The following is a 22999-nucleotide window of genomic DNA, read 5'->3' as shown; positions in this document are numbered from 1 at the left end:
ATCTTCGATTCCTCCAATTTGTTGTCTTAACTCCTATATGACATTTGGAAATAGAAAAGGGGACAAGTTTGATTAAATTCATAAAATTATTTGAGGAGAGCGGAAGTAGTGGTTTAAAGAATTTTAAAAATATACGCCGTCGTGTGTCAACACGACAATATATATCTTTTAATTAATTATTTAATTAATTATTAAAGATCTTATTGAGGGGACGAATTTGGGCTTATCATCAGAGGATTAATTCAGATGATTAGATGTGACGAATCCGGTAATTGAGAAAGGATGGATTCGACCTATTAAAAGTGACCCTGATTTTTTTTGAATTTGAGGCAATAAATTATTTAGATATAGTAATTGAGTCGTATATAAACTAATCGGATGAACGCGAATTGTTCCCAATACATAATCTACTAGAGAAAAGGAATGTGAAAGGATGGAAAATTTAAATGGATTTTATGCCAAGCACATATGGCCAATGGAATAATGGAAACGGTATGAATGGGAGAACGGACTATGGCAAAAACCCCTTTGTCATTAATATTCATGGAGCGGCAATCGGAAATCATACGTATCGGACTGCACTATGGACAGGAGAACATCTGCAACTGACTGTCATGAGTTTACATCCGGGCGAAGATATCGGCTTGGAAATGCATCCGAACGTCGATCAGTTTTTACGGATTGAACAAGGGCAGGGAATCGTTCAAATGGGAAACAGAAAAGATAATCTGAATATGCAATGGCTCGTTTTTGATGATAGTGCCATCATCGTCCCTGCAGGAACATGGCATAACTTGATCAATACCGGAAATATTCCGTTAAAGCTTTATTCCATCTATGCACCGCCGAATCATCCATATGGTACCGTCCATCCGACGAAGCGGGATGCGAATATGCATGACCACTAGTTTTGGGAGCTTGCACAAATGTGCGAGCTTCTTTTCTGTTGACATTATACCTATAGGGGTATATGCTGTAGTAAGAAATAGCAGAGGATGTTCCTACAGCTATTGATGAAATTTTATCGTTTGACTTATACCCTTAGGGGTAGTATAGTGTGGGTAATAAATTATTCTAAATGAGGTGAGCATATGCAGTATGATCCAAAAGTATTGGCTCGAATGAAAAAAGTCGAAGGTCAGCTACGCGGCATTTTACGGATGATGGAAGAAGAAAAGGACTGCAAAGACGTAATAACGCAACTGAGTGCTGTCCGCTCTGCTGTTGACCGTACAATCGGTGTCATCGTGACGGATAATTTAGTCGAGTGTCTATCAAAAGAAGATGCCGATACAATCGATAAAAATGCTATGGTGAAACAGGCAGTGGATTTACTAGTAAAAAGTCGATAAGGCTTTTTATTTTTAAAATAAATTATACCTATAGGGGTAGGGGGACTAAAGTTGGAAAAGAAAAGAACAACTATCGTATTATTCAGCGGAGATTATGATAAGGCGATGGCTGCTTACATTATTGCAAATGGTGCGGCAGCCTATGATCATGAAGTAACGATCTTTCATACGTTCTGGGGTATCAATGCATTAAGAAAGCAAGAACCGGTATCTGTTAAAAAAGGGTTTCTTGAAAAAATGTTTGCCAAAATGATGCCGCGTGGTGCGGAAAAACTGGGGCTATCAAAAATGCAGATGCTCGGCATGGGGCCAAAAATGATCAAACATGTCATGAATAAGCATAACGCGTTAACGTTGACACAACTTGTAGAAATGGCGCAGGAACAGGACATTAAGCTTGTGACATGTACGATGACGATGGATTTACTGGGACTTCAAAAAGAAGAACTGCTGGATGGTATCGAATACGCCGGAGTAGCCGCCTATTTAGCGGATGCTGAAGACGGAAACGTAAATTTATTCATATAAGGAGTGTCATATGGAAACAATACTATTAATTGCTGTGATCGTGGCTTTTTTTGCCTGGCGCATGAAGCCTGTAAAAGGCGTCAATACGATCTCAACGGCACAGCTGAAAATAATGTTGAATGACAAAGATAAAGTGTTTGTTGATGTACGTACACCTGCTGAGTATAAGGCACGTAATGTGAAGCAATTTAAAAACATTCCGCTTGGTTCGGATTTATCAAAGCTGCCAAAGGGTAAGGAAATTGTAGACATTTGTCAAAGCGGCATGCGTTCGAAACAGGCATGCAACCAACTGAAAAAATTAGGCTATGAACAAGTAACAAATGTTCGTGGCGGCATGAGTGCCTATTAAGGAGGAATTTATAATGAAAACTATTTTACCAAAAGAAGTACAAGCAAAACTGGAAGCCGGTGAAGCGGTTCATTTAATCGACGTCCGTGAAGTAGCGGAAGTAGAGGCAGGTCATATCCCTGGCGTTACCCACATTCCTTTAGGATTACTTGAATTCCGTATGCATGAGCTGGATAAAAAAACACCCTATATAATGGTTTGCCGTTCCGGTGGGCGCAACGGGCAGGCAACAGCCTTTTTACAGTCACACGGATTTGACGTAACAAATATGACTGGCGGCATGCTTGAATGGAATGGCGAAGTTAAGTAAAAATTTTTAAAATAAATTATACCCTTACCGGTATGAGTGGAGGATAACGATGATTAAATCAGATGTACAACTTGATGCAAAAGGTTTAGCTTGCCCGATGCCGATTGTCAAAACGAAAAAAGCGATGAACAGCGTTGCAGAAGGACAAGTGCTGGAAATACAGGCGACAGACAAAGGTTCTATCGCGGATTTAGCCGCATGGTCGAAAACGGTCGGTCATCAATATATCGGCTCAAATGAAGTGGATGGGGTGTTTTATCACTATATCCGAAAATGTAATCCGGAAATGAGTGAAGCAGCAGAAAAAACTTTTGAACATACGATTTCAAATGAAGATGCGGTGAAACAACAAGGCTTAATATTGGATGTCCGTGAAGCAGCAGAATATGCTTTCGGCCATATCCCGGGGGCAAAATCAATTCCAATGGGCGAATTGACACAACGTTTGGATGAACTCGTTAAAGACGAAACCATTTTTGTCATTTGCCGTACAGGGACACGCTCGGATCTGGCAGCGAGACAACTGGCTGAAGCAGGATTTACAAAAGTATACAACGTTTTGCCGGGAATGACGGGTTATGAAGACGAGTTGCAGAAAGAAGTAGAGTAGTAGAAAAATTTTTAAATAAAATTATACCTATGGGGGTAATTGTAATGGCAGTAACAGCATGGACAGCCGCACAAGTGGCGCGCAAAATAATTGAAAACAAAGAATTGTTTATTTTAGATGTTCGTAATGAAGACGCATTCAAAGACTGGAAAATTGACGGTCACAAATTCGAGTACTTAAATATTCCTTACTTCGATTTGTTGGACGGTGTAGAAGAAATTTTACCGCAAATGCCTGCCGACAAAGAGGTATTGGTTGTTTGTGCTAAAGAGGGTTCTTCCATCATGGTCGCAGAAATGCTTTCCGATGCAGGTCTTGATGTCGGTTACCTTGAAGGCGGCATGAAGTCTTGGTCGATGTACCTTGAGCCGATTAAAGTTGGAGTCTTGGATAACGGCGGTGAATTATACCAGTTCGTGCGTTTAGGGAAGGGCTGTCTTTCATATATGGCGATCAGCGGAGGGGAAGCAGCGATTATTGATGCGGTTCGCTTCACAGATGTCTTCACAAACTTCGCGAATGAAAAAGGCGTCGAGATTAAGCACGTTTTCGATACACATCTGCACGCAGATCACATCTCCGGCGGACGTCATATTGCAGAAAAAACGGGTGCAACGTACTATCTGCCTCCAAAAGACGCGGAAGAAGTAGTATTCGACTATACAACACTTGAAGATGGTCTAACAGTAAATTTAGGTACATCGCAAATTGAAGTAGGTGCGATGTATTCACCAGGTCACACAATCGGTTCAACATCATTTGTCATTGACGGCAAGTATTTATTGACAGGGGACATCCTGTTTATCGACTCAATCGGACGACCGGATTTAGCCGGTTTAGCGGAGGATTGGGTTGGTGACCTGCGCGAAACATTATACAGACGCTACCGCACATTGGCGGAAGATTTAATTGTTTTGCCGGCACACTTCATGATCATTGATGAACTGAATGAAGATGGAACCGTAGCAAAACGGCTAGGAGATTTATTCGCCGAAAACCATGGTTTAAATGTGGAAGATGAAGAACAGTTCCGTTCAATGGTAACGGACAATTTACCGCCACAGCCGAATGCCTATCAAGAAATCCGTATTGTGAATATGGGGAAATTGACGCCAAGCGATGAGGAACAGACAGAGATGGAAATCGGTCCAAACCGCTGTGCAGTAAGATAACGATTAAATCGTTTTACAAAACATTCAAATTTATAGAAAAGAGGAAATACACATGAATATTAAACAAACACTGGATGCTAAAGGTTTAGCTTGCCCAATGCCGATTGTCAAAACAAAAAAGGCGATCGATACTCTGAACTCTGGAGACGTGCTGGAAGTATTAGTGACAGACAAAGGCGCATTAAATGATTTTACTGCATGGGCAGGTGCTGGCGGCCACACAATCGTTGAACAAAAAGAAGAAGCGGGTGTCCTGTACTTCTATATTCAAAAAGCATAAAAAAATAGCGGGTAGAAAAGACTGCTATCCGCTTTCTTCATTCGGCGGTGGATTAGCAGAAGGGCAAATGAATTTTTGAAAGAAGGAAAGCTTATGGAAATCGATTTATCAGTAATGTATATAACGGTCATCTTTGCCCTAGGGTTTATCGGATCGTTTCTTTCCGGTATGCTGGGGGTCGGCGGTTCGATCATTAAATACCCGCTACTGCTCTATATTCCACCACTGTTCGGCTTAGTCGCATTTACCGCACATGAAGTTTCCGGTATTAGTGCCGTACAAGTGTTGTTCGCATCACTTGCAGGGGTTTGGGCATACCGGAAAAGCGGATTGCTGAATAGAGAGCTCATTGTATATATGGGGGTGGCGATATTAATCGGCAGCTTCATCGGCAGTTACGGCTCGGGATTTTTATCTGAAGATGCCGTGAATATAGTATATGGGCTGCTTGCTGTCACTGCGGCGGTGATGATGTTTATACCGAGGAAAACAGTTGAAGACGCTACAGAAATTACATTCAATAAAACATTGGCGAGTATACTTGCACTCATCGTCGGCATCGGATCCGGCATTGTCGGGGCAGCCGGCGGATTTTTGCTTGTACCGATACTGTTGACAGTGTTAAAAATTCCGACGCGTATTACAATTGCGACAAGTTTGGTGATTACATTCATCTCATCGATCGGAGGAAGTATCGGGAAAGTGATGACAGGGCAGGTCGACTATTGGCCAGCATTCATAATGATCATTGCAAGTATCATCGCGGCTCCGCTTGGTGTAAAAGTCGGTCAGAAAATGAATGTGAAAATACTGCAATGGCTGCTTGCAATCATGATTGGGGCTACAGCTATTAAAATATGGATCGATATTTTACAATAATAAAAAAGGGTGAAGCGGCAAGTTGAGCTTCACTCTTTTTTATTACCTTCACATTGGCTCAATATAGTTTTACAAATCTAGCATTCCAGATTTACAAAAGAACTTTACAATGAAATCGAATTACAAATTAACGGTTGCTTAGGAGGATATTTCATTGATGAAGAACAAGAAAAAATGGTTGACTTATGCACTTGCGGGGACAGTAGCGGTATCATCACTTTCGGTTTTGCAGTTAGATTCAGAGGCTGAAGCAAAACAGGCAAAAAAGGATCCGACGAATGTCATCATGCTTGTGATGGACGGTTCCAGTAATAATGCGGTATCGTTGGCACGCTGGTACAAAGGCGAGAGTCTTGCGATGGATGAAATTCTGACAGGTGCTGTGACAACTTATTCAGCCGAATCCGCGATTACAGACTCGGCACCGGCAGGAACGGCGCTTGCTACAGGTCACAAATCAAACAGCGGCTATGTAGGGGTACTGCCGTCTGTAATTGATATGCCAGGAGTTAAAGGGAATCCGGACGATGCCTTTACACCGGTTGCCAATGTGCTGGAAGGAGCAAAACAACTTGGCAAAGCAACAGGGATTGTTTCCACTTCCGAAATTCAACATGCGACACCGGCTAGCTTTTCTTCACATGTAACTTCCCGCAGTAATTATGACGATATCGGTGAGCAGCAAGTATATCAAAATATGGATGTCATTCTTGGCGGTGGATATGATTACTTAAAATCAGAAAACCGGAAAGATGGCGAAAATCTGATTAGCGTGATTGAGGACAAAGGATATGATCTCGTTACAACACGCGATGAGTTATTAACGACTAAATCCGATAAAATTTACGGCAGTTTTGCCGGCAGTTCATTGGCTTACGAACTAGATCGTACGAAAACAAATCCAAATGAACCTTCATTGGCGGAAATGACATCAACAGCAATCGATACGCTGAACAAAGATAAAGATGGTTTCTTCCTTATGATCGAAGGCAGTAAAATCGACTGGGCAGCCCACGCAAATGATCCAATCGGAATGGTGACGGATATTTTGTCATTCGATGATGCGGTAAATGAAGCGCTGAAATTTGCGAAGAAAGACAAAAATACGATGGTAATAGCCGTAACAGACCACGGCAACAGCGGAATTACAATTGGTAATGAAAACACGAACTCTACATATGACAAAATTAATATTTCCAATTATATTAATCCATTGAAGAAGGCTACGATGACAGTCGAAGGCGCACTCAGCCACTTAAAGGAGGACCGCTCGAATTTAGTTGAAGTAGCGAAACTATATGGACTTGATAATTTAACGGCAGAAGAAACAGCTGCCCTGAATGCAACAGAGACAAGGAAGCTTGCCGGTACTCTTGTTAATCTTTTATCAAAGCGTGCGGATTTAGGATACACGACGGGCGGCCATACAGGTGATGACGTATTCCTGTACTCTTATGGACCAAAACGCATTTCCGGACTAGTGGACAATACCGATTTAGCTAAAGAAATGGCCAACTTCATGGGGATCAAATTGGATAAATTAACAAAGGATCTTTACACGAACGCGGAAGCAGCGCTGAATGGTAAAGGCATGACGACTTCAATCGACCTTTCGGATAAGGAAAATGCGGTACTAGTAGTGAAGAAAGGTAAGACTACTTATGAAATCCCTGAAAATAAGGATATCATCATTAAAAGAACGACAAATAAATCAGGCAAAGTAAAAACAAGTGAAATTCAAACGAATACAATCAGTGTATACAATGAAAGTGGATTCTATATTTCAAAAGAAACAATTAAGAAATTGAAGTAATTGCTATTTCCTCGCCAGCTTGTTTGGCGAGGATTTTTTGTTTGAAGCAGTCAGGGCAGTTTTTTAAAGGTAATCAGTCATTTGATGTCGAAACTAGAAAATAATAGTGAATGTGGGGGTAATGGAGTGCACGTCGAAACTGAAAGATTATTAATACGTAATTTTAAAATGAACGATTTACAGGCGGTATATGAATATACATCCGATGCCAATGTGATGAAATATATACCTGAAGGGGTTTTTACAGAAAAAATTGCAAAAGAATTTATCGAACAAAATATTGGGGATGAAGCGGAAAAGTTCGCGGTCATATTAAAAGGTGAAAACACTTTGATAGGGCATCTCTTTTTCGGGAAATATTTCGGTGATCATACATATGAAATTGGCTGGGTATTCAATCCGAAATTTTATAATAAAGGGTATGCTACTGAAGCGGCTCATGAAATGTTACAATATGCCTTTGAAGAAATGAAACTACATAGAGTGATCGCAACTTGCCAGCCGCAAAATCCGCCTTCGTATCGTGTAATGGAGAAAATCGGTATGAGAAGGGAAGGTTATTTCAAAAAATGCATTCCAAACGGTGAAGAGTGGTGGGATGAATACTATTACGCGATTTTGGGGGAAGAGTGGAAATAACTGCATCAAAGAGGGAGTGATATTTATGGCACATACAACAAAGAGAAGAGTAATTTTAGATTTGGCAATTACTCTGGATGGATTGATTGAAGGAAAAAACGGTGAAATCGACTGGTGCATTATGGACCCGGAAATGAACTTTAACGATTTTTTAAATCAAATAGATATCATTTTTTACGGCAGGAAAAGCTACGACTTATGGGGGCAGTATATACCTGAAGAAGGGAGTTCCAAAACCGAAAAGGAAATGTGGGATCTGGTCCATAGTAAAGAGAAATATGTGTTTTCCAGAACTCAAAACGGGGATGGGAATGATGCGAAATTTATAAATGAGAACATCCGTGAAGAAGTGAGGAAATTAAAGAATACACCTGGGAAGGATATTTGGTTATACGGCGGAGCAAGCCTCATTACGACTTTTATCAATTTAGGGCTTGTGGATGAATTCAGATTATCGATCCATCCCGTCGTATTGGGAGAAGGGAAACCGCTGTTTATCGATATTAATGAGAGGTTAAATTTAAAAGTCGTGAATACAACAACATTCTCTTCCAGAGTTGTACAAATCATTTATCATTATGAGGGGAGTCATAAATAGTAGAAAGACCGATATTCGTTTGGAGCTATCGAAAGAAAAGGAGAGAAAGTTAATTGCCGTTCTCTCTTTAATTCTTTCCATCCCGCGCTTCATTTTCTAATAAAGGGCTGAGTTGTTCTAATATATTTTGAAATCTTCTAATAAAAGTGAGATTTTCTAATATAAGTGTCGGTTGTTCTAATAAGTAGGTGATTTGTTCTAATATCATCTGCAGATCTTCAAATATCCTGTACGGAAGTTCTAATATCTGCTCAAATCTTCTAATATAATCAAAAAGCCTATAAAGAAAATTCTCCATAAATAAATTGTTTTAATAAAATTCGCGAAAGTTCTAATATCCCGCCCGGAAGTTCCCTCTTTATTTTTTAGATATTAGCGCTTTTCTTATTGTTTACAGGTATAATGGATTTTGCTCCATAACTACACTGAAAGATGCGGTTCTTGAACAAGAATTACCGCCTGTTTTCATAAAAGGGGATTTAGCATTGATTAAACAAATTGCGGTTATATTGCTGTCGTTGCTGTTGATAACCGGGTGTAATGCCAGCGATATTAAACGGAATACAGAAATTGAAAAAAGACTGCATTCTTCGATTATGATGGTATCCGATAACAGTACAAGTAAAACTTCTCTAAACACATTTGAGGATTTTGAATGGGACAAGGCGTTTTTAATTCAGCCTTATACGACACAAACAGATTTAGAAAAACAAGTCGGCGTTAAATTTACAGATCCAAGCAACATTGGTTCGAGAGATGATATTTATCTATTGGTTTTTATCCATGAGGGTAAAGCAGTACAATATGCCGAAATTCAACGTTTACATACCACTTTTTCTTTGGGGGATAAAGAGTATCTTGAACCGGCAAATGATGTGATTTATATTGAAAGGTAATCCGGAAAAATAAATGTAAATTATCTTGCTAAATAGGTTGCTTTCCTAAAAGAAAGGGTATAAGATTTACTACAGTTTTGGGTAAATTAGAAGTGATGCTTCTTCAAAATTATGTAGTAAAGGAGTGTAGTAATGGAGATTGGTGTAAAAGCAAAAAGAGAAGTTAAACCTAGAATTAAAATTAACAAAGCGGATTTTTACTGGTTTTTCTTTTTTGTTGCACTACCCTTTATTTCTATAGTTTATTCGATTGCTGAATTTCTTTATAAGAACTGAATTCTTGTCATCCACCAAGCATTACTATACAAGGCATTGGCTAATTGATTTTGAAATTAAATAAATAGGGCTAAAAAGAGCATTTTTCCGATATAAGGAAAATGTTCTTTTTTTGAATTCACTTATTTCGCTATATATGTATAATTATAAGTATATATTTTTGAAAATTGAAATGAATATTGAACCGGTACAAGCGGTTAAAGTGATCCATCAGGCGTTCAAGCGTTACGAATCAGATCCGCAACCATCCAGTGCTTTAAATGAAACAGCAGATTCCATTAGTACTGAGATCAAACAAGGGACAGAAATGTTCGGGGTATACGATAACGATGAATTAATAGCGCTCGTAAAATGTGTTTTAAATGAGGAATTCATCTATTTTTCAAGATTGTCTGTGTTGCCTGAAAATCAGGGGAAGGGCGTAGCAACTAACTTGGTGAACTATTTAGAAAGCTACGCTGTACAAAATAATATATTTGTTTCAAAATGCAAAGTCCGAAAAAGTGAAAAGAACAATATCGCGCTTTATTCAAAATTAGGATATAAAATCGTGAAAGAAGAAATCATCATCAATAAAAATGGTGATGAAATTCCGGCACTCACAATGCAAAAGAATCTAACTATTTGAGAAAAATTTGCAGTTGATTATTTTGATCGATTGTTCCAAGCAAAATCGCATTAATTTCTACATTATACGTTTTGTTTACGGTGTTTTTAAGGGTTTCTTCAGTATAGACAGAATTACTTAACGCTTCATAATTAATCTTCCCCTCTTTAATAATCGTCATTGGATAGGAAAAAGGTTGTGATGTAATGTTGAGATCAGACTTTGTGACAGGCTGATGGTCTGGTGACAGGAAAATTGAAATTTCCCCATCCGGTTCCCATAGAGCTAATGCAATTTTACTCATATCCGAAATACTTTGTTTTCTCATTTCAGATAAAATAACGTCTATTGTGATTCTTGCTTTTTTTAAATTCCTAACATTAATTTCCCCATTTTTAACGAGAGGGATTGGGGGAGGCGCTACAAATTCTCTGAACGGGAGAAACTTTCTCATTACATATATACAAGCTAAATAAAGGATGACTAAAACAGTCATGGAAATTAAGGAGCCTTCTAATCCCAGCCCTTCATCTGATAGTGGATGGGCAATAATATTTCCAATAAGTATAGCCATTGCATAATCAAGTAATCGAAGTTGGGAAAACGAACGTAATCCCATTATTTTGACAACAAAAAATAAGAAGATAAAGGCGATAATTGCCCTTAATATCCATTGAATTGCAGTAAGAGATTCCTGAGCGTAAAAAAAGTCCACAGTGTCACTTCCTTCGAACCTAGTGCTGTTCCTATTTTTACCTGAATTTCTGAAATTATTCGAAGGTGGCTTTACCCTATACTGTTTCCACTATTCATTTAAGAATCAGAATGGGTGCTTTTGTTTTTTAAATACAACCATACAATAAAAATAAACCAGCTATAGCCAAGTGACCAACCGGCTATTACATCCGAGGCGAAGTGACGCGCTTCTGTAATTCGGGAAAGTCCGATGAGTAAAGTTAAAATAATAGCTGCAATCCAAACGATCAGTGATGCTTTATTGAAATTATAAAGGCGGTTCAGTACATAGGCGATCGTAAATACATACAATAACCCATGTACAGCATGTCCTGAAGGAAAACTGAATGTGGAAAATTGATCTGCTATATCCGGACGCGGTCTTTCAATCAGGCGTTTTAACAGTTGATATAATCCGTATCCGCCACCTACGGAAAAAATAACAAAACCAATCAGCCTAAAGTCTTTTTTTCGAAGCCAAATAAGGATACAAAGAATGATTGCGACAGTAAAAATAAACTTAGTTTCACCGTAAGCCCGAAATATAAAAAATAGCGCACCTTTACGGTACGCACGACAAATGGCCAACTATCCTAAATTTTTTTCAGATAGTTGGCTATTTTGCACATGTGGCTTGAATATTTTCTGACCAAGGCATGTAGTTATGTAAAATCTCAGGTTGCTGATGAAATGGTAAATTTGGTAATTCCGTCATCAGCTTCACCAGATACTGATAAAAATCAATCCCGTTTGCTTTGGCCGTTTCAGCCAAGCTTAAACAGATGGCATTCGCATTGGCACCCGCTTCGCTCACAGAGAAAAGCCAATTTTTACGGCCAATAACATTTGGACGAATCGCATTTTCAGCGGGATTATTGTCAATTGCGATGTGACCGTTATCAAGAAAGACTTTTAACTCATCTGCTCGGCTCAATGTGTAGTCCGCTGCTTTCGCAATTGCGTTTTTACCAAAGAAAGGAGAACGGTCAATCCAATCGAAAAATTCAGCTACGATGGGCTTTGCTTCTTGTTGACGAACTCGCACACGTTCTTCCGGTAAAAGGTGTTTGATTTTACGCTCGATGTGAAATAAACGATCGCAATATTCAACACCTATTCGCCCGTTTTTACTATCAGCTTTCAGCCAATAACGTCGTACGTGCGCCCAACAGTTAGCGAACTGAACATTAGGCAATTGACCATAAGCCGAATAGCCATCACAAATCACAGTCCCTTTGAACCCTGCAATTAAATTTTCTAATATAGCTCGCCCTCGTGAGAGAGCGCTCTTAAATAAAACGATAATAGGACCTTCACTTTGTACACTACGACATACCCAGTTATAGGCGTTCGATTGAGCGGATTTCCCATCTGAACGTTTGAGTATTTGTGCATACGTTTCATCCACATGCAGCACAGATTTCGCCGTCAATAGTTGCTTCATCAAAACATAAAGCGGTTGAAGCCAATCTTCTGCTACGCGTATTACCCAATTGGATAAATTCTTATCGTTGGTATGTAGGCCATGTCGCTCCCATTCATTTACCTGACGGTAAAGAGGCAAGTACTGGATAAACTTATCATAGATAAGTTTTGCTAAAACAGTGGGTCCGGCAATGCTTCTTTGGATAGCGCCTTGTGGTGCTTTACCACGTTTGATTTGTGCTTTTTGTAGGGCATCTTTTTTACACGCTTTGCACTCATAAGCATGTTCAAAATGTTGTACACGTTTCAACGTAGCTGGAATAAATTTCGCTTCTTCACGTACCATCGTTGAACTGAATTCTACCATTTCACCGAGACAACAATCACAAGCTAAATTAGCTGGATGATGATGAATTTCCTCAACTTCAATATCCTCACGAAACGAATCATTTCGTTTTTTATTTGTCTTTTTACGAGTAACGGTATAACTAACCGTTTCCGTGCTTTGTTCTTCTGTCTGCTCAGGTTCGTTAAAAGACGGATCTTCTTCAAATAAAGAGCCCTGTCCGTCTGGTGCTTGATATTTGGATTTCTCTGACTTAGAGCCGTATAAGGCTTTCGTTAATTGACGAACTTGTTCCGTCAACGCTTCTATTTGTCGATTTGACTGAGCTAACTGTTCTTCAAGTAATCGTATAATACGTTCGTTTTGTTCTTCTTGCTTCTGTTTAACAAGCGTCAAATCGTTCACCACTTTTCCGTTCAAGTTATATGTGGATGATTATACCATTTAATATATGATGATTAAAAGATACCTTTTACAGATTTTGCAATTGCCTTCGGCTGTTGTAGAGATAATCCTTCCAACAACCAACGCAGCTCTTGTTGCGAAAGTTTGCGTACCTCATTTTCATCTTTTGGCCATTGTAATTTCCCATTATCTAATCGTTTATAAAGCATGGCGAAGCCATCTCCATCGAAATACAAACATTTATACCGATCCTTGCTCCATCCAGAAAACAGAAAGATAGAATCACTATACGGATCCAATTCGAAAGAATCTTGAATGAGCGTTGCGAGACCATCAATACCTTTACGCATGTCTGTCTTACCGCAGATGATGTAGATGTTTTGCACGCTCGTAAAATCCTGTTTCATCCCTTCAGCTCCTTCATAATGGTTTGGATAATGCGCTCATCTACGCCATTGAAGAAGGAAATTTCAGCCACAGCGGTTTTAATTACACAACTTGGCTCAGCAGTGTATTGAAGAGAATGATTCGAAGAAGTTTCAACTGGAAGAGGATCGAGTTTGACGGGAACAATGGTTAATTTGTTTTTAGACATAAATGGCACCTCCTTTGGTTGATACATTTATCGTACCGGAGGTGCCTGATGTTTTATATGCGTTGTTTGATTACGGGCTTACGTTTCACCTAAATGATGAAACAGTGTAATGAATTTGTTTCCATAAAGTAATTCAAATGCCCCTTTATCAAAAGCTTGAATGAACGCTGTTTCAAACGTTAACCACAAAAAGCAGAATACAATGAAGGTGAAAATAGCTAATAGAAATGGCCGCTTTTTTATTTTTGTTCCTCCTCACTTAGATGAATGCACAGTAAATAAAAGTTATTATGGCTATTTGCAAAGAAAAATATATTATATTAAAAGAACTCGATTCCGTTTATACGAAATCGAGTTTTGTTTTTGAATTCATTAATTTGAAGATGAAGCTAAGACAGCGAGTTGACTAATTCTGGTTATACAACTCCTTATACAAAACATATTTTAACGCAGAAATCTCATCTTCTGACAGTGTACCTTCCATTTCGGATACTACATCATCGATACTGATGGAACCGCTTTGGGCCTGCTCCTGAATCGTCAGTAAACGATTAATGCCCACTTTTTTTATTAGCAGGCGCGTCGCCTCTTCTTTTGTTTGGAACGGAAGAGAATCCGGGTCCGTAGCTGCTGCTTCATTTACAATTTCCTGGAGCTTCGGATCATTTGCAATATAGGATTTCACTTCTTCTTTGTCTTCTTCATTTAAATTGGCTTCTACTTGTTCGACGATTTTTTCGGAAGCGATATTTGTCCCAAAATGCCACACAGCATAGCCAGCTGCTCCGAGTAAAACAAGGATAATTACAGTTATCGTTAAAAATTTCTTCATCAAATCACTCCTGACATTCTGAATATAGCACAACCTCTGAAAATCCACGAAGAAAAAATGTTTCTATATGTACATTCAATAGCTAATATTTGATGAAAATTCCCGTTATATAAACAGCGTTTGAAAAAAGGAAGATTAACTCGGATGATTTAGGGAAAGTTAAAAAATGTGAACAAAAATATAAATTAGACTTTATAGCTGGCAGGTTAGGAAGGTCTATCAAGGAGGTTCATCTATCATGGGAAAAACAGAGCAGACAGTTTCTGAATTGATGCTTGATCAATTGTATATGTTCGGGGTACGACGGATATACGGGGTAGTAGGTGATGCGACATTCGGGCTTATCGATGCACTGGCAAAACAGGATAAAATCAAATACATTGCGGTCAAACATGAGTCGACGGCTGCTTTTATGGCATCTGCAGAAGCTAAACTGACTGGCGGTCTTGGTGTATGTACGGCAACGATGGGACCAGGTGCAGCAAATCTTATAAATGGACTTGGTGATGCGCATGCAGACAGAGCGCCAGTACTGGCAATCACCGGGCAGGCCGAAAGCAGTAAAATCGGAACGGAATATCCGCAATATATAGATCAGCAGGAACTAGTGAAGCCTTTTGCCGCTTATTCAGCAAATCTGGCCAGCCCGGATGCGACAATTGAAGTCCTGCAAAAAGCAGCGCGAACTTCTCTCGGACAAAGAGTTGTAACCCATATCTCGATACCTAAGGATATTATGATGATGTCTGCTACGGGAGAGCCGCGACGATTGCCGGATGTAATTGAAGGTACTTCCAGCTTTACTAATGAAAGCCTGAAACACGCATTGGACATTATGAGAACAGCGAAGCGGCCGATGATCCTGGCTGGTTTAGGTGCCACTTCTGTCTCAGCGGATTTGGAAAAACTGGCGGATCTGTGGGGAGCCGGCATTCTAACAAGTTTAGGCGGAAAAGGCTTGTTTGATGAAGCTTCACCACTTGTTTTACAAGGAATTGGCGAAGGCGGGAATCCTCATGCAGCCGAAGTATTTAAACAGGCTGATGTAGTACTTCTTGCAGGAACGACTTGGTGGCCGGAAGGGTTTGTGCCAACAGATGCAAGGATAATTCAGATCGACCGCCAATTTGATAAGTTTGTAAAAGAAATTCCGACAGAACTAGGAATCATGGGAAAAACCGAGGAAGTTATTCCGATTTTAACGGAGAGCCTGCAAAAATTCACACGCTCTGAAGATTGGGTTACCCATTTACAGCAAGTAAAGGATAAATGGGCAGCGCAAAATGAGGAGGAGGGCAATACGAAAGGCTATCCTGTCCATCCTTCCCGAATTATCCGTGCCATTGACCGTACAGTAGCCGCGGATGCGATTCTCGCACTGGATACCGGCGATAATACGGTATGGACGAATCGTAACTTCAAACAAAAAGAGCAATCTGTATTATTTTCCGGTTACTGGCGGACAATGGGCTTCGGTCTTCCGGCAGCGATGGCGGCAAAGCTTATCAAGCCAGAGAAACAAGTTGTGGCGATTGTAGGCGACGGAGGGCTTCAAATGGTGCTTGCAGATCTATTGACAGCAACCCGCTACGAACTTGATATTACGGTCGTTGTTTTAAATAATGAAAGTCTGCAAATGGAAAGGGATAAGCTGAAAGTTGCGAAGAAGGAAGAAGTAGGAGTTGATTTGACGAATCCTGATTTTGTGAAATTGGCAGAAGCCTGCGGTTGGAAAGGATTACGACCTGCTTCAGATACCGAGCTGGAGTCTGTGATGGAAGAAGCGCTCAATACGAAGGGTCCAACACTGGTGGACATCAGCACAGCACAAGTATTTTTCCCGGAAACACAATAAATAAAGTGAAATGACCTTTTAAAGGGCATCCTATTTTTGGGCTTTTAATGACCAAAATGCTGGAATAATTTTATCGAAGGAAAGATTTAGGACTGTTTAAAGTAATTCATACAGGGTATTCAAAAAAATGTAACAATTTTTGTGAAGGAAAATCTGATAAGCAATTTTAAACCTTACGGAAATTATCCTCGCAATAAATGAACTAACTAGATAGGAGATGATTTTTGATGGGAAACCCAAACCTGAACGATCCACGAAAAAAATATTATACGGAGAAGTTCCCTGATCAAGAACAGAGTACTCCGGCACTACAAAACGAAATGAGTCCAAAACCTGATTGTGGAGAAAAATCATATAAAGGGCATAATCGTCTGGAAGGGCGAAATGCATTAATTACCGGCGGCGATTCCGGAATTGGCCGTGCTGCCGCGATTGCCTATGCACGTGAAGGCGCTAATGTCGCGATTCAATTCTTCCCTGGAGAAGATGAAGACGCAAATGAAGTGAAAGCATTAATCGAAGAAGCCGGTAAAAAAGCGTTGCTGTTGCCATATGACTTGCGTGAAGATGGCGCGGCAACAGAAATGGTGAAAAAAACAGTGGAAGCTTTTGGCGGATTAGACACGCTTGTCTTAAATGCCGGACAGCAAATCGCACAGAAGACTCTAAGCGATTTAACGATCAAACAAGTAGAAGATACGTTCAAAGTAAATGTTATCAGCATGTTTGAAGCCGTTAAAGCTGCTGAAGAACATTTGGAACCGGGAAGCGCAATTATCACGACGACATCGGTTCAATCGTACAATCCATCCACATTTTTAATGGACTATGCTTCAACTAAAGGTGCGATCAGCAACTTTACAGTAAACCTTTCTGCGTACTTTGCTTCTAAAGGCGTACGTGTGAACGGGGTTGCGCCAGGCCCGATTTGGACACCGCTGCAGTTGGATAACGGACAACCGGATGGCAAAATCCCTGAATTTGGCCAAAATGCACCACTTGGTCGCGCTGGGCAGCCTGCAGAACTTGCTCCAGTTTATGTCCTTCTGGCATCCGATGAAGGAAGCTATATTACCGGACAAATTTACGGGGTAACAGGCGGCGAGGCAATCGACTTATAATCCTGAAGGGTATCAAAAAATCTTCGAACAAACTGAATACAATGCAACAAAAACAGCAATCTCCTGGTTAAACGGGAGGTTGCTGTTTTATTTTGTTTGGATTAAATTATAAAATTAAAAATTACCTCAACAAATACTGGAAATTAATCCTTATAATGAAATTGCATGTTACAAAACAGATTTTACATCTTACATACTGCTTTTTGCGTGTTAGCACCAATTACAAAATTTGTATACATGGCGATGCTATACTACAAATCAAGAGGGAGGACCTATGAAAATACATTTACATATTGAGAGCAGCTTACGGAAATCGAAGTTCATGTACATGCCCCAGAATACAATGAACAAGTCGAGCAGCTGTTGAAAAAGCTCAATCAGGCAACAAAAAATGATACAATCGCCGGCTACATTGATGGGGATATTCATTTGATTAAAATGCAGGATGTGTACAGTATTTACAGCGAGCAAGGGAAAGTGTATATCCAAACGGATGAGCTGGAACTGGAAGTGAAACAAAAGCTTTATGAGCTGGAGGAACGATTTTCCTCACAGTTGCTACGAGTCAATAAGGCGACACTTGTTCATTTTGAGAAAATCGCTTCAATTCAGTCGAAGGTGCTCGGCAACCCACAACTTACGCTCGAAAATGGGGTAACGATTCCGATAGGCCGCAATTATTTCAAAGCATTAAAAGAGGCATTTGGATTAGGGGGAAACAGCAAGTGAAAAATTTAATACAAAGCCTATTGATAAGTTTATGTTCATCCTATTTCATCATCATGCTCATTTCAATAAAGTCTCCAAATGATTACTGGATGAGTGAAACGATTGTCCATCAGTTTTTCTATGCCGTCATTTTAGGAATTGTCATAGCAATAGCAAACCAGCTGTATAAATTGGATTGGTCAATGTTTGCCGTACTTATAATCCATTATGCGATTACTGTAACCGCAGTCTTTATCATCGGGTATTACGGTGGCTGGTTCGAAGTTGATAACGGCAAATCCATCTTTATCCTATACGCTCGCGCTTCGATTATTTATCTCCTTGTTTGGCTTTATTATTATACCGATGAAAAGCGCGCAATTCGAAAAATGAACAGTCAACTTCAACATCGAGGTGAGTAACATGCAAGTCTTGATAGATGTCCAACAGTTAACAAAGCGGTACGGAGAATTCGAAGCCGTAAAGGGAATCAGTTTTTCCGTGCAAAAGGGGGCACTTTTGGCTTTTCTTGGGAGTAACGGCGCAGGTAAATCTACGACAATTGAAATGTTATGTACGCTTTTGGAAAAAACGGGTGGAACGGTTTCAATCGATGGGCATACACTTGGTACATTGAAAGGCAATGAGGCGATTCGCCGAACGATAGGTATTGTATTTCAGGAAAGTATTTTAGATCATCAATTGACGGTAAAGGAAAATATCGTGCATCGTGGCCGTTTTTATCGCTTACCGAAGGCGGTATTACAGGATAACTATGATTTTGTGCAGCAATATTTAAAGCTGGCAGACATCGAACATAAAAAATACGGTTCGCTGTCAGGCGGGCAGCGACGTCGAGCAGATATTGCGCGGGCAATAATTCATAAGCCCAAGTTGTTATTTTTAGATGAGCCGACGACTGGACTCGATCCACTTACACGTCAATTTGTTTGGGCTACGATTGAGCGGTTGCGTAAAGAAATAGGCATGACGATTTTTTTGACAACACATTATATGGAAGAGGCAGCACATGCAGACGATATTATCATCATGAAAAATGGTGAGATTATTGCACAAGGATCGCCGAATGAATTAAAAGCGCTTTATGCGAAGGATTATTTGCAATTTGTATTAAAGCCTACAGTTGCCATTGAAAATATTTCAGCCATTTTACCCGGGATGCCTGTAAAGCAGCAGGACGGATGGAAGGTGGAAGTGGCATCTACAATTTCGACGATTCCGGTTTTAGCACAACTCGAGCCATATATTGCATCGTTTGAAGTAATTAAAGGTTCGCTTGACCAAGTATTTATTGAAACGAACGAAGCAGGGGAGGGAAAACAATATGCTGACGAGCTTAATTGTTCGCAATAATAAAGTCTTCTTCCGTGACAGAATGCTTGTCTTTTTCTCGTTGCTGTCTGTGCTGATTTCAATCGGGCTGTTTATTGTCTTTTTACAGAAGCTGCAAATTGCTGCAATTAGTCAGGTGATTGAAATGACGCCAGCTGTTGAATTAGTTGTCAGTCAATGGATGATTGCGGGGATTTTAACAATGACAGCCATGACATCAACACTGGCAGTATTTGCGATATTCGTTGGTGATCAGGAATCTAAGCGTACAGCTGATTTTCTTGTTACATCCGCATCAAGAATTTCTATTCAGCTAAGCTATGTCATCAGCTCGGTCATAGTCGGGTTTATCATGACGGCTATTGCTTTTATTGTATGTGAAATTTATTTATTGACGCTTGGTGCCCAGCTGCCGAGTGTATGGAAGCTTATGCAATTATTTGGTGTGATAATGCTGGGTGTGTTACTGAGTGCAATGATTAATTTAGTGATCGTGCTATTGGCGAAGTCAGCAAAAGCATTTTCAACGGTAAATTCACTGGTGGGTACATTAATTGGCTTTTTGTGCGCGGTCTATGTTCCGATGGGCGTATTGCCAAAAGCAATTCAAACGGTCATTCATTTCTTTCCTGTCAGTCACGTGGCAGTCTTGTTACGTCAGTTTTTGATGGAAGATTCTTTGCGAACGGTATTTGGAAATGCGGAAGAGGCAATGAATTCCTATATGCTAACTTACGGAGTTGTTTACGAAGTAGATGGTAGTATTTTAGGAACCCAATCAAGTGTATTGTTTATTTGCAGTTCGATTGTTGGAATAGCCATTTTTTCAACTATTCTATTCCGCCTGCAGCATAAGTGAAGTCTTTAAAAACCACTTTCCGTAAATTTAATGGAAAGTGGTTTTTTCATGAAGCAACGCGAATCTATCTTTAGCATCTGCTATAGCTTCTAGTAATGATTGACCTAAACGATCCGTAACTGATGTAATATCCTCCACATCGTTTGGAGTATTTAAAATGACGAAATATATTAGGTATTTATATTGGAATTATACATTCCCAAAACGTCGATTATAAAGTGAAAGAGTATATTTAGTGAAATAAATGATTTGGAAACGGGAACTGTTTCAACATTTGAGAAGGAGTCATGTTACTGAAATGCTTAAATTTTTTTGAAAGATGAGCCTGATCAAAGTAACCCATATTGAATGTAATATCTGCTAACGGCTGTTGCTGTAAGACTAGCTTTAAAGTTTGTTGGAATCGAATGATCTGGGCAAAATGTTTTGGCGATAAACCGAGTATTTCATCAAATTTATTCCGGATATATCGTGTAGAATAGCCCGTTAAAGATGACAATTGCTGAATGGAAACGAGTCCCATACTTTTGATAATTTCAGACAAGCATTGGTTTAACAAAGAAGAGTCATTTTTTTTGTATAGTAGGGAAGAACAGTGTTGCTCAAAGAAGTTGATTTTGTTTTGAAATGAAGTTTGTTCAAATATTTTGTAGGGGAGATCTTGATGTTTGGGAAGTACATCCTGAAAAGTGAATGCGGTATTAATTGTTTCCTTGAAAGATAAATTTGGAATTTCTGTACTTAGTTTTGAAGAGAGTCGTACACCAAAATAAGTAGTATTTGGTTGGAAAGCAAGTGAAGTCTCGTATGTTGCCTTTAATACTGAACCGCAAATAAATGCTTTTGGTGAATGTGAGTCACAGCAGAAAATTATATCAACACATCCATCCGGAATAATTTGAGGAATGGACTGATCATCCTTTGTATGAAATTGATAATATAAAACGGATTGTGATAAATATTGAACTTTTTTTTCTACATTTGCAAATGGAGATTATACGGCAGAGGAAGTTGTGAAGGCATATTTAGATCGTATTAAACTTTATGACCCTAGTTATAATGCATTTACGACAATGAATACGAAAGCTTTGGAGCAAGCTAAAGAACTGGATAAACGCCGTGCAAAAGGTGAGAAATTAGGAAAACTTGCCGGGATACCGGTTGTCATAAAAGAGGGCGTGGATATGGCTGGTTTTCCGCAGACTATGGGATGGGATAAATTAAGTCCGGAATCCGGCGGGTTGGCGTTTATCCCTGAAAAAGATGCAACGATTGTAGCGAGATTAAAAGCAGCAGATGCAATTATTTTAGGAAGAACAAACATGCCTGCCTTCGCTTCGGATGGTGCCAGAGCTACTAGCAGCTGGGATGGTGACACGTATAACGTTGTTAACAAAAAATTAGTTCCTGGTGCAAGCAGCAGTGGTACAGCAGCAGCGGTCTCGGGAAATATGGCTGTACTTGGAGTCGCTGAAGAAACAGGAGGGTCTATTCAAAATCCTGCTGGTGCGCAAGCGTTAGTTGGCGTCAAAACTACCTTTGGGTTAGTTCCTACATCTGGTGTCGTTCCGTTACGGGGCAGTACTCATGATGTGCTCGGGCCTAATGTAAGAACAGTACGTGATGCTGCTGTCATGCTGGACGTCATTGCAGGATATAGTTATGAAGATCCAAAAACAGTAGCCTCTATAGGAAATATGCCGGTCGGAGGATACACTTCGAAGCTTAGTACAATGTCACTCAGCGGAAAACGTATTGGACTTTATGGACCTGGCTGGGGCGGTGAAGAGCTGACGAAAGAAACGCAGCAACTTTACGAAGAAGCTATCAAAGTATTGAAAGCTAGAGGGGCAATCGTAGTAACAGATCCATTTGCGGACACAAAATTTGCCGAGTATTCTACATCACCGAATTTAGGCGTTCGCACACTTGCATATGATATGGAACAATATTTAAATAAACAAGGACCAGGCGTGGTTGCGCATTCAGTGGATGAGTTATTTAAAAAGGCAGGGGCATACCCGGATGTATTTAAAAATCAATATCCGGATGGATTGCCGAATGTAAAGGTTGCGCCTGATTTATCGGATTTTGTTAATACGAAGACAACATATATGCGCATGATTAATGGTGTTATTGATAAGTATGACTTGGATGCCTTTGTGTATCCTCAAACGTGGAAAGAAATTCCGCTGTTAGACAGTAAAGATTCATTTGGTAACACGACCGTACCTGAAATCAATATCGCAGGTATTCCTCAAGTAAACCTGCCTGCCGGATATTACAAGAGCGGGACGCCATTTTCTCTAGCATTCTTCGGTAAAGCATGGAGCGAGGCAGAGTTATTGGGAATGGCTTACGATTATGAACAAGCAACACATCATCGTAAAGCACCTGTACTTGTGACAAAATAATCCTAACCAAAAAGCATCAAAGGCATTTAATGTCCTTGA

General features: G+C 39.8%; 29 protein-coding genes. 22 read left to right on the top strand and 7 right to left on the bottom strand.

Going from position 1 to position 22999, the window contains the following annotated elements:
* Positions 1-455: 455 nt before the first annotated feature.
* The 15 genes from MKX73_RS17925 to MKX73_RS17855 all read left to right on the top strand — a co-directional run bounded on the left by MKX73_RS17925 (position 456) and on the right by MKX73_RS17855 (position 10333).
* Positions 456-908: a cupin domain-containing protein gene (locus MKX73_RS17925; protein ID WP_340718937.1), complete on the top strand. Its 453-nt coding sequence runs from the start codon at positions 456-458 to the stop codon at positions 906-908.
* Positions 909-1091: 183 nt separating this feature from the next.
* On the top strand, positions 1092-1352 hold the full coding sequence (locus MKX73_RS17920; protein WP_339194770.1) for a metal-sensitive transcriptional regulator: 261 nt from the start codon (positions 1092-1094) through the stop codon (positions 1350-1352).
* A gap of 51 nt (positions 1353-1403) precedes the next feature.
* Positions 1404-1880: a DsrE/DsrF/DrsH-like family protein gene (locus tag MKX73_RS17915; RefSeq protein ID WP_445783317.1), complete on the top strand. Its 477-nt coding sequence runs from the start codon at positions 1404-1406 to the stop codon at positions 1878-1880.
* Between the two features lie 10 nt (positions 1881-1890).
* Entirely contained in the window at positions 1891-2232 is a 342-nt protein-coding gene (locus MKX73_RS17910; protein WP_340718628.1) for a rhodanese-like domain-containing protein, read from the top strand.
* A 13-nt stretch (positions 2233-2245) separates the two neighbouring features.
* Complete coding sequence (locus tag MKX73_RS17905; protein WP_340718627.1) at positions 2246-2542, top strand: rhodanese-like domain-containing protein; 297 nt, start codon at positions 2246-2248, stop codon at positions 2540-2542.
* 49 nt (positions 2543-2591) lie between these two features.
* Positions 2592-3152 (top strand): sulfurtransferase TusA family protein, encoded by a 561-nt coding sequence (locus MKX73_RS17900; RefSeq protein ID WP_340718626.1) that lies wholly within the window; start codon positions 2592-2594, stop codon positions 3150-3152.
* Between the two features lie 44 nt (positions 3153-3196).
* The gene (locus MKX73_RS17895) at positions 3197-4324 is read left to right on the top strand and encodes an MBL fold metallo-hydrolase (protein ID WP_340718625.1); all 1128 of its coding nucleotides are present in this window, start codon (positions 3197-3199) and stop codon (positions 4322-4324) included.
* Positions 4325-4376: 52 nt separating this feature from the next.
* Positions 4377-4604 (top strand): sulfurtransferase TusA family protein, encoded by a 228-nt coding sequence (locus tag MKX73_RS17890; protein WP_340718624.1) that lies wholly within the window; start codon positions 4377-4379, stop codon positions 4602-4604.
* 93 nt (positions 4605-4697) lie between these two features.
* Positions 4698-5483, top strand: coding sequence for a sulfite exporter TauE/SafE family protein (locus tag MKX73_RS17885; protein WP_340718623.1), 786 nt, complete (start codon positions 4698-4700; stop codon positions 5481-5483).
* A 157-nt stretch (positions 5484-5640) separates the two neighbouring features.
* Complete coding sequence (locus MKX73_RS17880) at positions 5641-7296, top strand: alkaline phosphatase (protein WP_340718622.1); 1656 nt, start codon at positions 5641-5643, stop codon at positions 7294-7296.
* A gap of 126 nt (positions 7297-7422) precedes the next feature.
* The gene (locus MKX73_RS17875) at positions 7423-7935 is read left to right on the top strand and encodes a GNAT family N-acetyltransferase (protein WP_340718621.1); all 513 of its coding nucleotides are present in this window, start codon (positions 7423-7425) and stop codon (positions 7933-7935) included.
* Positions 7936-7960: 25 nt separating this feature from the next.
* Complete coding sequence (locus MKX73_RS17870) at positions 7961-8533, top strand: dihydrofolate reductase family protein (RefSeq protein ID WP_340718620.1); 573 nt, start codon at positions 7961-7963, stop codon at positions 8531-8533.
* A gap of 485 nt (positions 8534-9018) precedes the next feature.
* Positions 9019-9429, top strand: coding sequence for a hypothetical protein (locus MKX73_RS17865; protein ID WP_340718619.1), 411 nt, complete (start codon positions 9019-9021; stop codon positions 9427-9429).
* Between the two features lie 132 nt (positions 9430-9561).
* Positions 9562-9705, top strand: a complete 144-nt coding sequence (locus MKX73_RS17860) for a hypothetical protein (protein WP_340718618.1) — start codon at positions 9562-9564, stop codon at positions 9703-9705.
* 160 nt (positions 9706-9865) lie between these two features.
* Entirely contained in the window at positions 9866-10333 is a 468-nt protein-coding gene (locus tag MKX73_RS17855; protein ID WP_340718617.1) for a GNAT family N-acetyltransferase, read from the top strand.
* Here MKX73_RS17855 and MKX73_RS17850 read toward each other — a convergent pair.
* The 6 genes from MKX73_RS17850 to MKX73_RS17825 form a co-directional block, all read right to left on the bottom strand.
* Complete coding sequence (locus tag MKX73_RS17850; protein WP_340718616.1) at positions 10326-11027, bottom strand: DUF421 domain-containing protein; 702 nt, start codon at positions 11025-11027, stop codon at positions 10326-10328. The two genes, MKX73_RS17855 and MKX73_RS17850, sit on opposite strands and share 8 nt — an antisense overlap.
* Before the next feature lie 98 nt (positions 11028-11125).
* Positions 11126-11635 (bottom strand): phosphatase PAP2 family protein, encoded by a 510-nt coding sequence (locus MKX73_RS17845; protein ID WP_340718615.1) that lies wholly within the window; start codon positions 11633-11635, stop codon positions 11126-11128.
* A gap of 28 nt (positions 11636-11663) precedes the next feature.
* The gene (gene tnpC, locus MKX73_RS17840; protein ID WP_340718479.1) at positions 11664-13214 is read right to left on the bottom strand and encodes an IS66 family transposase; all 1551 of its coding nucleotides are present in this window, start codon (positions 13212-13214) and stop codon (positions 11664-11666) included.
* A gap of 62 nt (positions 13215-13276) precedes the next feature.
* A complete protein-coding gene (gene tnpB, locus MKX73_RS17835) occupies positions 13277-13630 on the bottom strand; it encodes an IS66 family insertion sequence element accessory protein TnpB (RefSeq protein ID WP_340718478.1) in 354 nt (117 codons plus the stop codon).
* Entirely contained in the window at positions 13627-13818 is a 192-nt protein-coding gene (locus tag MKX73_RS17830) for a hypothetical protein (protein WP_340718477.1), read from the bottom strand. Before MKX73_RS17830 ends, tnpB begins: the two co-directional genes overlap by 4 nt.
* A 406-nt stretch (positions 13819-14224) precedes the next feature.
* Positions 14225-14650, bottom strand: a complete 426-nt coding sequence (locus MKX73_RS17825; protein WP_340718614.1) for a hypothetical protein — start codon at positions 14648-14650, stop codon at positions 14225-14227.
* Between the two features lie 238 nt (positions 14651-14888).
* On the opposite strand from MKX73_RS17825, the gene MKX73_RS17820 reads away from it, so the two are divergent.
* The 6 genes from MKX73_RS17820 to MKX73_RS17795 all read left to right on the top strand — a co-directional run bounded on the left by MKX73_RS17820 (position 14889) and on the right by MKX73_RS17795 (position 20546).
* A complete protein-coding gene (locus MKX73_RS17820; protein ID WP_340718613.1) occupies positions 14889-16505 on the top strand; it encodes a thiamine pyrophosphate-binding protein in 1617 nt (538 codons plus the stop codon).
* A gap of 227 nt (positions 16506-16732) precedes the next feature.
* Positions 16733-17626, top strand: a complete 894-nt coding sequence (locus MKX73_RS17815; RefSeq protein WP_340718612.1) for an SDR family oxidoreductase — start codon at positions 16733-16735, stop codon at positions 17624-17626.
* Between the two features lie 363 nt (positions 17627-17989).
* A complete protein-coding gene (locus MKX73_RS17810) occupies positions 17990-18355 on the top strand; it encodes a LytTR family DNA-binding domain-containing protein (RefSeq protein WP_340718611.1) in 366 nt (121 codons plus the stop codon).
* The gene (locus MKX73_RS17805; protein WP_340718610.1) at positions 18352-18756 is read left to right on the top strand and encodes a DUF3021 domain-containing protein; all 405 of its coding nucleotides are present in this window, start codon (positions 18352-18354) and stop codon (positions 18754-18756) included. Before MKX73_RS17810 ends, MKX73_RS17805 begins: the two co-directional genes overlap by 4 nt.
* Before the next feature lies 1 nt (position 18757).
* The gene (locus MKX73_RS17800; RefSeq protein WP_340718609.1) at positions 18758-19708 is read left to right on the top strand and encodes an ABC transporter ATP-binding protein; all 951 of its coding nucleotides are present in this window, start codon (positions 18758-18760) and stop codon (positions 19706-19708) included.
* A complete protein-coding gene (locus MKX73_RS17795; RefSeq protein ID WP_340718608.1) occupies positions 19680-20546 on the top strand; it encodes an ABC transporter permease in 867 nt (288 codons plus the stop codon). The genes MKX73_RS17800 and MKX73_RS17795 overlap by 29 nt, the downstream gene beginning before the upstream one ends.
* Before the next feature lie 232 nt (positions 20547-20778).
* On the opposite strand, the gene MKX73_RS17790 is transcribed toward MKX73_RS17795, so the two are convergent.
* Complete coding sequence (locus tag MKX73_RS17790; protein WP_340718607.1) at positions 20779-21105, bottom strand: helix-turn-helix domain-containing protein; 327 nt, start codon at positions 21103-21105, stop codon at positions 20779-20781.
* A 454-nt stretch (positions 21106-21559) separates the two neighbouring features.
* Between MKX73_RS17790 and MKX73_RS17785 the strand changes: the two genes are divergently transcribed.
* Positions 21560-22960: an amidase gene (locus MKX73_RS17785; RefSeq protein WP_340718606.1), complete on the top strand. Its 1401-nt coding sequence runs from the start codon at positions 21560-21562 to the stop codon at positions 22958-22960.
* The last annotated feature ends 39 nt before the right edge of the window (positions 22961-22999 follow it).

Source organism: Solibacillus sp. FSL W7-1436, assembly GCF_038007305.1.
Classification (GTDB): domain Bacteria; phylum Bacillota; class Bacilli; order Bacillales_A; family Planococcaceae; genus Solibacillus.
Note: the sequence above shows the minus strand (reverse complement) of the source record. Positions and strands in the feature narration are given on the sequence as shown.

Excerpts from the sequence above, each read along its gene's own strand:
- MKX73_RS17925 (WP_340718937.1), top strand. The coding sequence starts at position 456 with ATGCCAAGCACATATGGCCAATGGAATAATGGAAACGGTATGAATGGG.
- MKX73_RS17920 (WP_339194770.1), top strand. The coding sequence starts at position 1,092 with ATGCAGTATGATCCAAAAGTATTGGCTCGAATGAAAAAAGTCGAAGGT.
- MKX73_RS17910 (WP_340718628.1), top strand. The coding sequence starts at position 1,891 with ATGGAAACAATACTATTAATTGCTGTGATCGTGGCTTTTTTTGCCTGG.
- MKX73_RS17905 (WP_340718627.1), top strand. The coding sequence starts at position 2,246 with ATGAAAACTATTTTACCAAAAGAAGTACAAGCAAAACTGGAAGCCGGT.
- MKX73_RS17900 (WP_340718626.1), top strand. The coding sequence starts at position 2,592 with ATGATTAAATCAGATGTACAACTTGATGCAAAAGGTTTAGCTTGCCCG.
- MKX73_RS17895 (WP_340718625.1), top strand. The coding sequence starts at position 3,197 with ATGGCAGTAACAGCATGGACAGCCGCACAAGTGGCGCGCAAAATAATT.
- MKX73_RS17890 (WP_340718624.1), top strand. The coding sequence starts at position 4,377 with ATGAATATTAAACAAACACTGGATGCTAAAGGTTTAGCTTGCCCAATG.
- MKX73_RS17885 (WP_340718623.1), top strand. The coding sequence starts at position 4,698 with ATGGAAATCGATTTATCAGTAATGTATATAACGGTCATCTTTGCCCTA.
- MKX73_RS17880 (WP_340718622.1), top strand. The coding sequence starts at position 5,641 with ATGAAGAACAAGAAAAAATGGTTGACTTATGCACTTGCGGGGACAGTA.
- MKX73_RS17870 (WP_340718620.1), top strand. The coding sequence starts at position 7,961 with ATGGCACATACAACAAAGAGAAGAGTAATTTTAGATTTGGCAATTACT.
- MKX73_RS17860 (WP_340718618.1), top strand. The coding sequence starts at position 9,562 with ATGGAGATTGGTGTAAAAGCAAAAAGAGAAGTTAAACCTAGAATTAAA.
- tnpB (WP_340718478.1), bottom strand. The coding sequence starts at position 13,630 with ATGAAACAGGATTTTACGAGCGTGCAAAACATCTACATCATCTGCGGT.
- MKX73_RS17830 (WP_340718477.1), bottom strand. The coding sequence starts at position 13,818 with ATGTCTAAAAACAAATTAACCATTGTTCCCGTCAAACTCGATCCTCTT.
- MKX73_RS17825 (WP_340718614.1), bottom strand. The coding sequence starts at position 14,650 with ATGAAGAAATTTTTAACGATAACTGTAATTATCCTTGTTTTACTCGGA.
- MKX73_RS17820 (WP_340718613.1), top strand. The coding sequence starts at position 14,889 with ATGGGAAAAACAGAGCAGACAGTTTCTGAATTGATGCTTGATCAATTG.
- MKX73_RS17815 (WP_340718612.1), top strand. The coding sequence starts at position 16,733 with ATGGGAAACCCAAACCTGAACGATCCACGAAAAAAATATTATACGGAG.
- MKX73_RS17800 (WP_340718609.1), top strand. The coding sequence starts at position 18,758 with ATGCAAGTCTTGATAGATGTCCAACAGTTAACAAAGCGGTACGGAGAA.
- MKX73_RS17795 (WP_340718608.1), top strand. The coding sequence starts at position 19,680 with ATGCTGACGAGCTTAATTGTTCGCAATAATAAAGTCTTCTTCCGTGAC.